The sequence below is a fragment of the Salmonella sp. A7 genome, from assembly GCF_020181675.1.
Taxonomy (GTDB): domain Bacteria; phylum Pseudomonadota; class Gammaproteobacteria; order Enterobacterales; family Enterobacteriaceae; genus Salmonella; species Salmonella enterica.
Window position 1 is genome coordinate 34,527 of the sequence record NZ_CP084001.1, and the last position, 13,629, is coordinate 48,155.

Consider the following 13,629-nt stretch of genomic DNA (forward strand, 5'->3'; position numbering starts at 1 on the left):
TATGCCTTAACGGTTCAGTCATAATCCCTATAAATTGAAATGTTACTCACAGGGAAGAGAAGATGAGTGATATCGCATTGACGGTCAGCGTTCTGGCGTTGGTGGCGGTTGTCGGTTTATGGATCGGCAACATTAAAGTGCGCGGTGTCGGCTTTGGTATTGGCGGCGTTCTGTTCGGCGGTATTATCGTCGGCCACTTCGTCGATCAGGCTGGGGTGACGCTGAGCGGCGATATGCTGCACTTTATCCAGGAATTCGGCCTGATCCTTTTTGTTTATACCATCGGCATACAGGTGGGGCCGGGATTTTTCGCCTCGCTGCGCGTTTCCGGGCTGCGTCTCAATCTGTTTGCTGTTCTGATTGTGATTATGGGCGGGTTGGTCACCGCGATTCTGCATAAAATTTTCGCTATTCCGCTGCCAGTGGTGCTGGGGATTTTCTCCGGCGCAGTCACCAATACGCCTGCGTTAGGGGCGGGTCAGCAAATCCTGCGCGATCTGGGAACGCCAGTGGATCTGGTGGATCAGATGGGGATGAGCTATGCGATGGCGTATCCGTTTGGCATCTGCGGTATTTTGCTCACCATGTGGCTGATGCGGCTGATTTTTCGCGTTAACGTCGAGGCGGAAGCGCAGAAGCACGAATCCTCTCTCGCTAACGGTCATTCATTAATTCAAACAATGAATATCCGTGTCGAGAATCCGAACCTCAATAATATGGCTATTCAGGATGTGCCGATCCTGAACAGCGATAAAATCATTTGCTCACGCCTGAAACGCGACGACACGCTGATGGTGCCGTCGCCGGGGACGATTATCCAGGCAGGCGACCTGCTGCACCTCGTCGGCCAATCTACCGACCTGCATAACGCGCAACTGGTGATCGGCAAGGAAGTGGACACCTCGTTGTCGACGCGCGGCACGGATTTACGCGTCGAGCGTGTGGTCGTCACCAACGAAAAAGTGCTCGGCAAACGTATCCGCGATTTGCACTTTAAAGAGCGTTATGACGTGGTTATCTCCCGTCTTAACCGCGCGGGCGTTGAGCTGGTCGCCAGTAGTGACGCTAGCCTGCAGTTTGGCGACATTCTCAATCTGGTGGGGCGTCCAGCCTCGATTGATGCGGTAGCCAATGTGGTCGGCAACGCGCAGCAAAAACTCCAGCAGGTGCAGATGCTGCCGGTGTTTATCGGCATCGGATTAGGGGTTATGCTTGGGTCAATCCCGTTGTTTGTGCCGGGATTCCCGGTCGCGTTAAAACTGGGGCTGGCCGGCGGGCCGCTGATCATGGCGCTAATTTTGGGGCGTATCGGTAGCATCGGTAAGCTGTACTGGTTTATGCCGCCGAGCGCCAACCTCGCGCTGCGTGAGTTAGGCATCGTTTTGTTTCTGGCGGTCGTTGGGCTGAAATCCGGCGGCGATTTTGTCGATACGCTGACGCAGGGCGAAGGATTAAGCTGGATTGGCTATGGTATTTTCATCACCGCTATTCCGCTGATTACCGTCGGTTTGCTGGCGCGGATTTTTGCCAAAATGAACTATCTGACGCTGTGCGGGATGCTGGCCGGTTCGATGACCGATCCGCCAGCGCTGGCATTTGCCAACAATCTTCATGCCACCAGCGGCGCGGCGGCGCTCTCTTACGCGACCGTCTATCCGTTAGTGATGTTCCTGCGTATTATCACGCCACAACTGCTGGCGGTGATTTTTTGGGGAATGGGTTAGCGCCTGATGGCGCGTTGCTTATCCGGCCTATGCACTGTGTTAAATCCAGGCTGGATAACGCGCGCCGCACCGGTCACACTTCTGCTCTTCTTCTTATCTCTTTCCTCAATGAACGCGCTAATCAGCGTAATGGCAACGAGCATAATTCCAATTTGTTTCAGTTAGTTATCAATCTTCTTCGCCTTTTTTTTCGTCGCGACGGGTGGTTTTTCAGCTTTTAATCCGGCAATAATGCCTTTCCTGGCGGTGGCGTTGAAAAAGGTCGTAACTGAAATGAAAAATAGCGGGAATGAGCGCGGTTGCGCCGAAACACGTCACCAGTGAACTACAGTTATTTTGCAATAAGATTCCCTTGCTGCGGGATAATGTGAAGCATATCAGCAACAACGTGAGTGGTATTCTGAAAACGAACGGGAATACATAAGAACGTAAAAGGAGTCGTCATGAAGATTTCCCGCCTCGGAGAAGCGCCGGATTATCGCTTCTCGCTGGCAAATGAGCGTACCTTTCTGGCGTGGATTCGCACCTCGCTGGGATTTCTGGCGGCAGGCGTCGGTCTTGATCAGCTCGCCCCGGATTTTGCCACGCCAGTGATCCGTGAACTGCTGGCGTTATTACTCTGTCTGTTTGCGGGCGGCCTGGCGATTTATGGCTATCTACGCTGGTTACGTAATGAAAAAGCGATGCGTCTGAAAGAGGATTTGCCTTATACCCATAGCCTGTTGATCATCAGCGTTATTTTGATGATTGTCGCGGTGATTGTGATGGGGCTGGTACTGTATGCCGGATAGTCGTAAAGCCCGTCGGCAAAACGATCCGGGACTGCAACCGGAACGTACGTCACTGGCCTGGTTTCGCACGCTGCTGGGATACGGGGCGTTAATGGCGTTAGCCGTCAGGCACCACTGGCATCAGGCGGGGTTCTTGTTCTGGGTGTCAATCAGCGTTCTGGCGATAGTGGCGGTGATTCTTTGGCGTTATACCCTGAGTCGTAATTTGATGGATGTCGCGCATAGCGATTTTTCCGAAACTCATGTCGTGCGTGACAAATTTTTGATCTCCCTCGCGGTGTTGTCGCTCGCAATCCTGTTTGCTGTTACCCATATTCGCCAACTTATTGCATTTATCGGGAATTTTATATGACAGGACGTCAGGACATTGTCGTGAGTGATGACCAGATTCAGGTCGTCGTAAATCGCCAGAATAGCCAGCGCCCTCAGCAACTGTACCGTAACTTACAACGGCTCGGCATTCGCAATGTCCATTTTATCCCATTGTTGGAACATGACCGGAACGGAATGTTGACCGAGGATTCATTGTGTTCAGCAGACTGGGGGCGGTTTTTAAATAGCGTATTTGATATTTGGGTACGTGAAGATATTCAGCGTATCTCGGTCCGCCTTTTTGATGAGACGCTACAGCAGTGGTGCGGCGGCAGGAATGGCGTTGAAGCGCCGGACAAGGCGCCGCTAAGCGCTGAATGTCAGAAGTGCTCTTTCTTGCACTTTTGCGGCGGCGGATGCCCTGAGCATCGGGATAGCCAGGGGAAAAATCAGCTTTGCGAGGGCTACCAGACCTTTTTTAACTACTCTTCGCCGCATATGCGGGTGATGCGGGATTTACTGAAGCAGCATCGCTCGCCGGAGGAGTTGATGGCGATGCTGCGTTAGCGTCGTAAGCCTGATAAGCGTAGCGCCATCAGGCGATGGCGTGCCGGATGGCGCTGCCGTCTTTCCGGCACTGAGCGAGTATTAGCGTCCTTTTGCCAGGTATTGTTCCATTTCATCCTCCGGCACCATGCCGCCCCCGGTTGCCCATACCAGATGCGTCGCGTTGCCGAGCTGCGTCTGACTGAATCCATGCCTTTGCTGATACTCGGTGGCGGCGCAAATGCGCTGTGGCCCGGCCATCCCCGCCAGAGCTGATGGCTCCAGTCGAATTCCTTCCTCCTGCGCCAGCCAGCCCAGCATGTCGTACATTGTTTGATCGTCTAAGGTATAGAGGCCGTCAAGCAGGCGCTCCATTGCCCGACCAACAAAGCCCGAAGCGCGACCTACCGCCAGGCCGTCCGCCGCCGTCAGGTTATCAATACCGATATCTTGTACTGAGATGGCATCGTGCAGACCGGTATAAACGCCGAGTAACATGCAGGGTGAATGGGTCGGTTCGGCAAAGAAACAGTGGACGTTGTCGCCAAACGCCAGTTTCAGGCCAAAGGCGACGCCGCCAGGGCCGCCGCCAACGCCGCACGGCAGATAAACAAACAGTGGGTGGCTGGCGTCAACGACGCGTCCCTGTTGCGCGAATTGCGCTTTCAGGCGCTGGCCCGCTACCGCATAGCCCAGAAATAGCGTGCGGGAGTTTTCATCGTCGATAAAGAAACAGTTTGGATCGGATTGTGCTGCTTTTCGGCCCTGCTCAACCGCCACGCCGTAATCATCCTCGTATTCCACGACCGTCACGCCGTGGCTACGCAGCTTCGCTTTTTTCCAGGCGCGGGCGTCGGCAGACATATGTACCGTCACTTTAAAACCGATGCAGGCGCTCATGATACCGATCGATAGCCCCAGATTGCCGGTTGAACCGACGGCGATACTGTACTGGCTGAAGAATTGTTTAAATTCCGGCGAAAGCAACACGCTATAGTCATCGTCGGTGGTTAACAGACCCGCCTCCAGCGCCAGTTTTTCCGCGTGCGTTAGCACCTCGTAGATGCCGCCGCGCGCTTTAATGGAACCAGAGATTGCCAGGTGACTGTCTTTTTTTAACAGCATTTCACCGTCGATCGTTTGCCCATACTCTTTTTCCAGCCGCTTTTGCATGGCCGGAATAGCGACCACGTCAGATTCGATCATGCCGCCAGCGGCAGCGGTTTGCGGAAACGCTTTCGCCAGATACGGCGCAAAGCGCGCCAGACGGTCATGGGCGGCGTTTACGTCCTGCTCCGTCAGGCCGACATACGGTAGACCTTGTGCAAGAGAGGTGGCGCCCGGGTTAAACCAGGTGGTTTCTTTGAGGGCGACCAGATCCTCGACCAAAGGATACCGGGCGATGAGCTTTTGTATGTTTTCCATAGTACGTCTCTTTACGATCAGATGATAAAGGAAAGCAGGAATGTGCCAGCCAGTGCAACGACAGATGCGATAAACGTGGCCGTCGTATAGTATTTAAACGTTTCATTCAGCGTAGCGCCGCAATACTGCTTGACCAGCCAGAAAAGGGAATCGGTCACGATCGTGCAGCCAATGGCGCCGGAACCAATGGCAATCGCAATGATCTCCGGGCTGACGTCAGGATAGAGCGGCAGCATGGGCGCAACAATCGCGGTGGCGCCCATCATCGCCACCGTCGCAGAGCCGACCGCCGCGTGCAGAATCAGCGCTACCAGCCATGCCAGCAGAATCGGGTGCATATGCATATTTGAGAGGATCACCGCCAGCGTGTCCGCCAGCCCGCTACTTTTGAGAATGGCGTTGAACGCGCCGCCCGCGCCGATAATCAGCAGGATGTTCGCAATGGCGCCAAAGCCGTTTTCGGTGTGGGTAAGTAGCGCGCTCATCCCCATATGCTGGCGCAGACCGAGTATGTAATACGCCACAAAGACAGCGATAAACATCGCGGTGATCGGATTACCGATAAACTCCAGCAGCGTATACAACGTGCCGTCTTTCGCCATATTCAGTTCAGCGACGGTTTTCACCAGCATCAGGCCAATCGGCAGCAGAACGGTAAACAGCGTTGCGCCCAGCGACGGCAGGGTGTTTTCGGCGCGCACTTCAAGATCCGCAAACTCTGTCGGTACGGGCTTGAACGGCAGACGATTACCCAGAAACTTTAAGAACAGCGGGCCGCCGACCAATGAGGCCATCAGCCCGACCAGTAGACCGTAGACAATCACCGAGCCGATATCCGCCCCCAGTTTATTTGCGACAAACAGCGCAGCCGGATGCGGCGGTACCACGCAATGGACGGCCATCAGCGCGGTACACAGCGGAATGGCCAGCTTCAGCAGCGAGGTATGGGTCTTTTTAGCGATAGAAAACGCCAGTGGGATGAGCAACACGACGCCCACTTCCACGAACAACGTGATTCCGCAAATCAGCCCTACCAGTACCATGATCACGTCAGCTGAGAGCCAGCGGCAGCGCTGGAGCGTAAGCCCGATGCGTTCCGCCGCGCCGGAAACCTCCATCATTTTGCCGAGGATGGTGCCAAGACCGATAACGGCGGCCAGAAAACCGAGCGTACCGCCTATTCCGTTTTCTATCGCCGTGACCATCTCCAGCGGCCCCATGCCCATCATCGCGCCGACAAAGAAACTGGCGAGCAGTAACGCCAGGAAGGGGTGGAATTTAAACTTCACGATGGTCAATACGATTAACACGATGCTGATCAGCAGCGTGCTCACTACCCAGATTTGAGCGTGCATATCTCACCTACCCTGTGATTAATCTGTTCTTATTGGACAGAAAAACAGCACCTCCTGACAAACGATATAATTTGCCATTCACATGATGTAAATTGAATCAACTATGTGATTTCCATCTAATATTGCCTTTATTTTGCGATATGGTTCATTTTGCTTCATCTATGTGCGGATTTTTTCAGCGTGTTTTTTTACACTTCGGGAAATTAAAAGATGACTGAGGTTGCCATGGAACCCCTTCGCGATACCCGAAACCGCTTACTCAACGGCTGGCAGTTATCCAAACTCTATACTTTTGAAGTCGCGGCCAGACACCAGTCCTTTGCTCTGGCGGCAGATGAGCTGTCGTTAAGCCCCAGTGCGGTAAGCCATCGTATCAATCAACTGGAAGTCGAGTTGGGAATCCAGCTATTTGTCCGCTCTCACCGTAAAGTGGAGCTTACCCATGAAGGCAAACGGGTATTCTGGGCGCTGAAATCGTCGCTGGATACGTTGAATCAGGAAATCCTCGATATCAAAAATCAGGAACTGTCCGGCACGTTGACCGTGTATTCCCGTCCCTCTATCGCCCAGTGCTGGCTGGTGCCCGCGCTGGGGGACTTTACCCGTCGCTATCCGTCAATTTCTCTCACTATGCTGACCGGCAACGATAACGTTAACCTACAGCGTGCCGGCATTGACCTGGCTATCTATTTTGACGATGCGCCGTCGGCGCAGCTCACGCACCATTTTTTAATGGATGAGGCAATTTTGCCCGTTTGCAGCCCGGATTACGCCCGTCGTTTCGCCTTGCAGGACAACCTGAATAACTTGCGGCACTGTACGCTCTTACACGACAGACAGGCGTGGAGTAACGATTCGGGCACCGATGAGTGGCACAGTTGGGCGCAGCATTTTGCGGTAAATTTGCCGGATTCATCCGGCATTGGCTTCGATCGTTCTGATTTAGCGGTGATTGCCGCGATGAACCACATTGGCGTGGCGATGGGGCGTAAACGGCTGGTGCAAAAGCGTCTCGACAGCGGCGAACTGATTGCGCCTTTTGGTGACATGAGGCTGAAATGTCATCAGCATTATTATGTCACCACTCTGCCTGGCAGGCAGTGGCCGAAAATCGAGGCATTTATTCGCTGGTTGCAGGAACAGGTGTGAAGATTTATTACGCTTTGCCGCTACACCTGCCGGGAGTGAATATGCTAAATACGTGCTATCACCGTGGTAAAAATTTTAGGGGGCGTCGTGTTTAAACCGCTTATTGCCTCTCTCATGCTGACCAGCGCGGTCGTCTATGCGAAACCGATGCCTTTGACGGCGGCGCGCTATGCGCAGCAGCTTGGCGTTGGGATGGATGTTGACTGGGCGCGAACGGAACGGGGTATTCGCGAGTTTGATCCGCTGGTCGTGCGGGATTTTAAGGCAAAAGGGTTAACGCATGTCCGTATTCGTGTGGCAGGCGCGCCGACGGAAGCGCGCCTCATCCATTTGCGTAAGCTGGTAGAGGCCTGCGAATACTATGGCGTCATACCCATTATTGCCTATCAGGCGGATGCGTATAAAACCGATCCCAGCGCCAGCCATGAAAAGGAGCTGATCAACTGGTGGAGCGTGGTCGCGCGCTATTTTGGTCAGACATCCCCGCTTTTGGGGTTCGATCTCATTTATGAGCCTGCCGACAAACTTAATCATAATATGGCGTCGCTGAATCGCGTATATGACAAAACCATCCGCCTGATTCACGCCATTGACCCACAGCGGATGATTTTCGTTGCCCCCCGCATGCGCGCCGCGCCGGAGGATTTGTCGGCGCTTAAACTGCCGGCGCAAAGCCAGAACTATGTACTGGCGGAGTGGCACATCTTCCCGTGGGGCCCCCTGAAAAGCGGCGGTAAATATCCGTGGACGTCAGGCACGGCGGCGGAAAAAGCGGCGATTCGGGCACGGATTAACGCTGCAGTTCGCTGGCAGCATAAGACCGGCCATGCAAGCTGGGTGGGCGGATGGGCGCCGGGAGAGTCGATAAAAATAACGCCGGTCGCTTCACAGTTCGCGTTTGCCCGTTTTATGGCCTGCGAGCTGAAAAAAGCGCATATTCCGTATGCGATAAACGCGGACACTCAGTTTTATGACGGCGAAGAAGGAGCGTGGCGTCCGGCGCAGGAGCCCCTGCTCAATGCGATGATCGCGCCGGAATGTGAAACGCCCGGCAAAAAGCCGGGCGAGGGGAACGTTAAACCGTCTGTCCCTGATGCGATATCCGTGACGCCAGCGGCAGCCAGCACGCCAGGATCAGTAATCCCATAAGGGTCATCAGCAATCCCAGACTGCCCTGACCGGTTTGCGGCAACATTGCCGAAAGCCACGCCAGTACGCCGGAACCAATATTTTGCAGCCCGCCGACCAGCGCGCCAGCGGTGCCTGCGAGGAACGGAAACGGCTCCATCGCGCCGCTGGTGGCCAGTGGAAATAACATCCCGGCACCGAAGAAAAACAGTGCAGCGGGGATGAGTAGCGTCCAGACGTTCATCACGCCAAACCAGCCGGGAATCCACATCATAAGGCCTGCCAGCAGACAGCAAATAACTGACTGCCACATCAGGGTTGAGAAGCGTTTATTCGGGCGTCCGGCAAACCAGGCGCCGAAGAACGCCGCCGGAATCGGCAGAATAAACAGAATGCTTACCACCATACTGCTGAGACCTAATACTGCCCCCATCAGCACGCCGGAACAGGCTTCAAAGACCGCAATGCCAGCCAGCCCGCCGATTAGCATCAGCAGATAACAGTTAAATGCGCCGTTGCCAAACAGCGTTTTATAGCTGGCGATCAGCCGTGTACGCGGCGCGCCGGCGGGGCGGGTTTCCGGCATCCAGCGCGCCATGCTGAAGGTGACGCCAGCGCAAAGCACCAGCAGGAAAGCGTAACACGCGCGCCAGTTCCACAGGGTGTCCAGCAGACCGCCAATCAGCGGCGCTAACAGCGGGCTGACCAGAATCCCCATATTTAACAGGCTATTGGCGTGACGAAGTTGCGTTCCTTCATACAGATCGCGCGGGAGCGTTCTCGCCATTACTCCGCCAACGCCGGTTCCCATCCCTTGCATGGCGCTGGCGGCAATCAACACCGTCAAACTATGCGTGGTCATGGCGAACAGAGTCGCTACCATAAAAATAGACATGCCGACGAGGATTACCGGGCGGCGCCCAACCCGGTCGGAAAGCGGGCCGTAAAACAGTTGCGAGACGCCGTAGGTCAGGAGGTAAGCAGCCATTACGCTCTGGACGGCGCCTTCCCGGACGTTTAGCGCTTGTGCCATATCGGCGATGGCGGGAATATAAATGGTTTGCGCCATCTGCCCTACGGCCACTAGTAACACCAACATCAACAACAAATTGACGTTTCTCTGCCTTTTCATTTCGCTGATTACTTTTCAAAAAAAGAAAAAATAAGAATAACTTGCTGCGCATTCCCATAAATGCGAGAGGAATCTATCACACCAGAAAAAGAAGGCCAGACAGCGACCAGCAATGGCAGACGAAGGAACGGCAGCATATGTAAACAAAAGCGGCAACAAATGTTGCCGAGAATGTGTTACGTCTGCGGCTGTTATTGGGCAATCATGACAGACGGAGTAAAATCGCCCCGAGGGCAATCCCGCCAGCCGCCACCAGACGTAGCCCGGCCACTTTCTCTTTAAGCAGCAGCCAGGCTATCAGCGCGCCGAATAAAATCGACGTCTCACGCAGCGCGGCGACCACCGCCAGCGGCGCCTGGGTCATGGCCCATAGCGCCAGCCCATAAGATCCCATAGTGCCAATCCCGCCAAAAATGCCTTTTTTCCACTGTTGCGCCAGATAACGCGACGCTTCCCGCCGCCGCGCAATCATCGCCCAGGTTAACAGGCAGGCGCCGTTGAGAAAAAATGACCATAGCGTATAGCCCAGCGCCGTTTCGGAGAGTCTTACGCCGGTCCCGTCCACCAGCGTATATCCGGCAATAAAACAGGCGTTAGTTAATGCCAGCACGACACCACGTTGAGAGCTGGCGCGGCCATTACAGGCCATCCCAAGTATCGCCATACAGATCACTGCGATGCCGATCCAGGCCATCGACGACAGGCTGTCGCCAAGAAACAGAACGCTAATGAGCGCCACCAGCAGCGGCGCGGTGCCGCGCATAAGAGGATAGGTCTGGCTCATGTCCGAGACCTGATAGGTTTTCGCCACCAGGACGGTATACACCACCTGGAGCGCGGTAGAGGCCGCTAAAAAAGGGATACTGGCGTGAGCTGGCTGCGGCGAGAAGGGCAAAAGGATCAATGCCATGACCGCCGCGGAACCGCTGACGCCGATCGCGGCGTAGAGCTTATCGTTTCCCGCTTTGACAATGGCGTTCCAGCTGGCATGTAGCAGCGCGGCGAACAGCAAAATGCAGAAAACGGAAAGGGTCATAGCGTCAGGCGTCGTTGAGGGTGTCATAAAAACGTAACATACCCGGGAAGCGAAAGACCAGCGGATAAGGTGAAAGGGGAGCGGTTGCCCGCTCCCCTTCGGTGCGGCTTGAATCTGAATTACTTAAGGTATTTCAGAACAGCATCAAGCAGTTGCAGTGCTGCAACAATGAGTTTCAGGATAAGAATGGTGATATCCACTACGCTCATACGCGTCTCCTGTGGTTAAGGAGCACTGCCAGCCGACGTACCTTTCCGCTGCCTGTTGCCAGCTGTTGCGCACGCGATCCCTTTTGCGAGGAATAGTGTGCGTGTTGACATAACACAGTGTGCTCACGAGGGGGTTAAGGCGCTGACGGCACCACCCGTTTCAGCCAGGACTTCGTTGCGCCGGTTTACGATGCGGCCCCCGCATAACACATTGTGTCAAAGACATTATAGTTAAGTACTGTATAAATTAACAGTAATTTATAGACAGAACGGAGCTTCTGATCCATACTCAAATTCATCAAAATTCGCGCCGAAATTGCGCGTTCTGCACAGAACGCGTATACTTCTGCTGTTGACATAACACAGTGTGCTTCGCGGCTACCACCCGCATTACGCTGTAAGAACCTCGCTTCGGCGAGGTTTTTTGTTTTCCGGCATTGTGAAACGCGTGATCATCAATCCCGGCGATTACCGGAGGGCGCTACGCTTATCACGCCTATACTCAAAGCGTGTAAATTCGTAGAAAAATGTGATCGCTGACGCATTTTTGTGCAGATGAAAATTTTTCCGTTGTCATGCTGAAAGCGCTGTGCTTGTATAAAACGTGTTAATAACAAACAGACAAGGCCCCTAATGAACCCTTCCATGCTGAACGCGACCCTACTAACAACTGCGCCATCTCGCGCAGTGGTCGTCGTGCGTGTGGTGGTGGTCGTCGGCAATGCGCCGTAGGGTCCGGAACACACACGATTCCAAAACCCCGCCGGCGCAAACCGGGCGGGGTTTTTTGTTTAAGACACCTTCCCGGAACGTCGGCTCAGAATAAAAGGAATGGAGCATGGCAAGTTCGGGCACAACATCTACACCTCAGCGCTTTACGGGCGCGGAATTTATTGTTCATTTTCTGGAGCGCCAGGGGATTCGTATCGTCACCGGCATTCCCGGCGGTTCGATCCTCCCCGTTTACGACGCGTTAAGCCAAAGCACGCAAATCCGTCATATTCTGGCGCGCCACGAACAAGGCGCGGGGTTTATTGCGCAGGGGATGGCGCGGACGGAGGGTAAACCTGCTGTTTGTATGGCCTGTAGCGGGCCGGGCGCGACCAATCTGGTCACGGCCATTGCCGATGCGCGCCTGGATTCCATTCCGTTAATCTGCATTACCGGGCAGGTTCCGGCGTCCATGATCGGTACTGACGCGTTTCAGGAAGTGGATACCTACGGTATCTCTATCCCTATCACCAAGCACAACTATCTGGTCAGAAATATCAATGAGCTGCCTCAGGTGATGAGCGATGCTTTTCGTCTGGCGCAGTCGGGGCGTCCCGGCCCGGTGTGGATAGACGTTCCTAAAGATGTGCAGACGGCGACAATTGAGCTGGATGCGTTGCCGTCGCCGGCGGAAAAATCACCCCCGCCGGAGTTTAGCGCGGAGAGTATCCGCGAGGCCGCCGCAATGATTAACGCGGCGAAGCGTCCGGTGCTGTATCTGGGCGGCGGCGTGATCAATGCGCCGACACGCGTGCGCGAACTGGCGGAAAAAGCGCAACTGCCGACGACAATGACCTTAATGGCGCTGGGAATGCTGCCTAAGGCGCATCCGCTGTCGTTAGGAATGCTGGGGATGCACGGCGCGCGCAGTACCAATTTTATTCTGCAAGAGGCCGATTTACTGATTGTCCTGGGCGCGCGTTTTGATGACCGGGCGATTGGCAAAACGGAGCAGTTTTGTCCGAACGCCAAAATCATCCATGTGGATATCGATCGCGCCGAGTTAGGCAAAATTAAGCAGCCGCATGTGGCTATTCAGGCGGATGTCGATGATGTACTGGCACAGTTAATTCCCCATATCGAGGCACAGCCGCGGGAAGCATGGCATCAGTTGGTGGCGGACTTGCAGCAAGAATTCCCCTGCAGTATTCCCCAGGAAAATAACCCGCTTAGTCACTATGGGCTGATTAACGCAGTCGCCGCCTGTGTGGACGACAACGCGATTATTACCACTGACGTAGGTCAGCATCAGATGTGGACCGCGCAGGCTTATCCGCTCAACCGTCCGCGTCAGTGGCTGACTTCCGGCGGGCTGGGCACCATGGGGTTTGGTCTGCCCGCGGCGATTGGCGCGGCGCTGGCGAATCCGGGCAACAAGGTGCTGTGTTTTTCCGGTGACGGTAGTTTGATGATGAATATTCAGGAGATGGCTACCGCCAGCGAAAACCAGTTGGATGTGAAAATCATCCTGATGAATAACGACGCGCTGGGACTGGTACATCAGCAACAGAGTCTGTTCTATAAACAGGGCGTTTTTGCGGCAACCTATCCGGGAAGCATCAATTTTATGCAGATTGCCGCCGGGTTTGGTCTGGACACCTGTGATTTGAATAACGAAGCCGATCCGCAGGCGGCGTTGCAGGCTATCATTCGTCGTCCTGGACCGGCGTTGATCCACGTGCGCATTGATGCGGAAGAAAAAGTGTATCCGATGGTGCCGCCGGGCGCGGCAAATACAGAGATGGTGGGGGAATAAGCCATGCAGAAACAATCACATGATAACGTTATTCTGGAGCTGACCGTTCGCAACCATCCTGGCGTGATGACCCACGTCTGCGGGCTGTTCGCCCGACGCGCTTTCAACGTTGAGGGTATTCTCTGTTTACCGATTCAGGGTAGCGATCAGAGCCGCATCTGGCTTCTGGTCAATGACGATCAGCGGCTTGAACAGATGATCAGTCAGATCGATAAACTGGAAGACGTGGCGAAGGTGGTACGAAACCAGTCCGATCCCACCATGTTCAATAAAATTGCCGTCTTTTTTGAGTAAG

14 protein-coding genes and 1 pseudogene are annotated in these 13,629 nt (G+C 54.5%); 9 read left to right on the forward strand and 6 right to left on the reverse strand.

Translation table 11 applies throughout. The features are described from left to right. Positions 1-62: 62 nt before the first annotated feature. The 4 genes from LCS67_RS00155 (at position 63) to LCS67_RS00170 (ending at position 3,394) form a co-directional block, all read left to right on the forward strand. Positions 63-1,724, forward strand: a complete 1,662-nt coding sequence (locus tag LCS67_RS00155; RefSeq protein ID WP_031567056.1) for a putative transporter — start codon at positions 63-65, stop codon at positions 1,722-1,724. Between the two features lie 443 nt (positions 1,725-2,167). Then, a complete protein-coding gene (locus tag LCS67_RS00160; RefSeq protein ID WP_000703964.1) occupies positions 2,168-2,515 on the forward strand; it encodes a YidH family protein in 348 nt (115 codons plus the stop codon). Then, positions 2,505-2,867, forward strand: a complete 363-nt coding sequence (locus LCS67_RS00165; protein WP_001113454.1) for a DUF202 domain-containing protein — start codon at positions 2,505-2,507, stop codon at positions 2,865-2,867. Before LCS67_RS00160 ends, LCS67_RS00165 begins: the two co-directional genes overlap by 11 nt. Beyond that, the gene (locus tag LCS67_RS00170; protein ID WP_000147834.1) at positions 2,864-3,394 is read left to right on the forward strand and encodes a radical SAM protein; all 531 of its coding nucleotides are present in this window, start codon (positions 2,864-2,866) and stop codon (positions 3,392-3,394) included. The genes LCS67_RS00165 and LCS67_RS00170 overlap by 4 nt, the downstream gene beginning before the upstream one ends. An 81-nt stretch (positions 3,395-3,475) precedes the next feature. Here the strand turns inward: LCS67_RS00170 and dsdA are convergent, their stop codons facing one another. Beyond that, entirely contained in the window at positions 3,476-4,798 is a 1,323-nt protein-coding gene (gene dsdA, locus LCS67_RS00175) for a D-serine ammonia-lyase (protein ID WP_000427988.1), read from the reverse strand. A 17-nt stretch (positions 4,799-4,815) separates the two neighbouring features. After that, complete coding sequence (dsdX, locus tag LCS67_RS00180) at positions 4,816-6,153, reverse strand: D-serine transporter DsdX (RefSeq protein ID WP_000543317.1); 1,338 nt, start codon at positions 6,151-6,153, stop codon at positions 4,816-4,818. A gap of 225 nt (positions 6,154-6,378) precedes the next feature. Here dsdX and dsdC point away from each other — a divergent pair, with 225 nt between their 5' ends. Both dsdC and LCS67_RS00190 read left to right on the forward strand, forming a co-directional pair. Continuing rightward, a complete protein-coding gene (gene dsdC, locus LCS67_RS00185; protein WP_100521861.1) occupies positions 6,379-7,302 on the forward strand; it encodes a DNA-binding transcriptional regulator DsdC in 924 nt (307 codons plus the stop codon). 63 nt (positions 7,303-7,365) lie between these two features. After that, on the forward strand, positions 7,366-8,451 hold the full coding sequence (locus tag LCS67_RS00190) for a cellulase family glycosylhydrolase (RefSeq protein ID WP_000238920.1): 1,086 nt from the start codon (positions 7,366-7,368) through the stop codon (positions 8,449-8,451). On the opposite strand, the gene emrD is transcribed toward LCS67_RS00190, so the two are convergent. From emrD to LCS67_RS00210, 4 genes and pseudogenes are all read right to left on the reverse strand, one after another. After that, positions 8,378-9,562: a multidrug efflux MFS transporter EmrD gene (gene emrD, locus LCS67_RS00195; protein WP_000828737.1), complete on the reverse strand. Its 1,185-nt coding sequence runs from the start codon at positions 9,560-9,562 to the stop codon at positions 8,378-8,380. The genes LCS67_RS00190 and emrD overlap by 74 nt on opposite strands. Positions 9,563-9,764: 202 nt before the next feature. Beyond that, positions 9,765-10,625 carry a DMT family transporter gene (locus LCS67_RS00200; RefSeq protein ID WP_072202822.1) on the reverse strand — a complete coding sequence of 287 codons (861 nt, stop codon included), beginning with the start codon at positions 10,623-10,625 and terminating at the stop codon, positions 9,765-9,767. A gap of 92 nt (positions 10,626-10,717) precedes the next feature. Then, positions 10,718-10,807: a type I toxin-antitoxin system toxin TisB gene (gene tisB / locus LCS67_RS00205; RefSeq protein WP_000117642.1), complete on the reverse strand. Its 90-nt coding sequence runs from the start codon at positions 10,805-10,807 to the stop codon at positions 10,718-10,720. Next, positions 10,804-10,918: pseudogene (locus LCS67_RS00210) on the reverse strand (hypothetical protein). The gene tisB and the pseudogene LCS67_RS00210 overlap by 4 nt, the downstream one beginning before the upstream one ends. A 522-nt stretch (positions 10,919-11,440) precedes the next feature. Between LCS67_RS00210 and ivbL the strand changes: the two are divergent. From ivbL to ilvN, 3 genes are all read left to right on the forward strand, one after another. Continuing rightward, positions 11,441-11,539, forward strand: a complete 99-nt coding sequence (gene ivbL, locus LCS67_RS00215; protein WP_001541152.1) for an ilvB operon leader peptide IvbL — start codon at positions 11,441-11,443, stop codon at positions 11,537-11,539. Between the two features lie 106 nt (positions 11,540-11,645). Next, positions 11,646-13,334 carry an acetolactate synthase large subunit gene (ilvB, locus tag LCS67_RS00220; protein WP_000168439.1) on the forward strand — a complete coding sequence of 563 codons (1,689 nt, stop codon included), beginning with the start codon at positions 11,646-11,648 and terminating at the stop codon, positions 13,332-13,334. Between the two features lie 3 nt (positions 13,335-13,337). Continuing rightward, a complete protein-coding gene (gene ilvN / locus LCS67_RS00225; RefSeq protein ID WP_001171826.1) occupies positions 13,338-13,628 on the forward strand; it encodes an acetolactate synthase small subunit in 291 nt (96 codons plus the stop codon). Position 13,629: the final 1 nt, after the last annotated feature.

Bases quoted from the DNA above. Each gene is read 5' to 3' on its own strand.
- dsdA (WP_000427988.1), bottom strand. From the start codon at position 4,798: ATGGAAAACATACAAAAGCTCATCGCCCGGTATCCTTTGGTCGAGGAT.
- ilvN (WP_001171826.1), top strand. From the start codon at position 13,338: ATGCAGAAACAATCACATGATAACGTTATTCTGGAGCTGACCGTTCGC.
- tisB (WP_000117642.1), bottom strand. From the start codon at position 10,807: ATGAGCGTAGTGGATATCACCATTCTTATCCTGAAACTCATTGTTGCA.
- dsdX (WP_000543317.1), bottom strand. From the start codon at position 6,153: ATGCACGCTCAAATCTGGGTAGTGAGCACGCTGCTGATCAGCATCGTG.
- LCS67_RS00170 (WP_000147834.1), top strand. From the start codon at position 2,864: ATGACAGGACGTCAGGACATTGTCGTGAGTGATGACCAGATTCAGGTC.
- LCS67_RS00155 (WP_031567056.1), top strand. From the start codon at position 63: ATGAGTGATATCGCATTGACGGTCAGCGTTCTGGCGTTGGTGGCGGTT.
- dsdC (WP_100521861.1), top strand. From the start codon at position 6,379: ATGGAACCCCTTCGCGATACCCGAAACCGCTTACTCAACGGCTGGCAG.
- ivbL (WP_001541152.1), top strand. From the start codon at position 11,441: ATGAACCCTTCCATGCTGAACGCGACCCTACTAACAACTGCGCCATCT.
- LCS67_RS00160 (WP_000703964.1), top strand. From the start codon at position 2,168: ATGAAGATTTCCCGCCTCGGAGAAGCGCCGGATTATCGCTTCTCGCTG.
- emrD (WP_000828737.1), bottom strand. From the start codon at position 9,562: ATGAAAAGGCAGAGAAACGTCAATTTGTTGTTGATGTTGGTGTTACTA.
- LCS67_RS00165 (WP_001113454.1), top strand. From the start codon at position 2,505: ATGCCGGATAGTCGTAAAGCCCGTCGGCAAAACGATCCGGGACTGCAA.
- LCS67_RS00200 (WP_072202822.1), bottom strand. From the start codon at position 10,625: ATGACACCCTCAACGACGCCTGACGCTATGACCCTTTCCGTTTTCTGC.
- ilvB (WP_000168439.1), top strand. From the start codon at position 11,646: ATGGCAAGTTCGGGCACAACATCTACACCTCAGCGCTTTACGGGCGCG.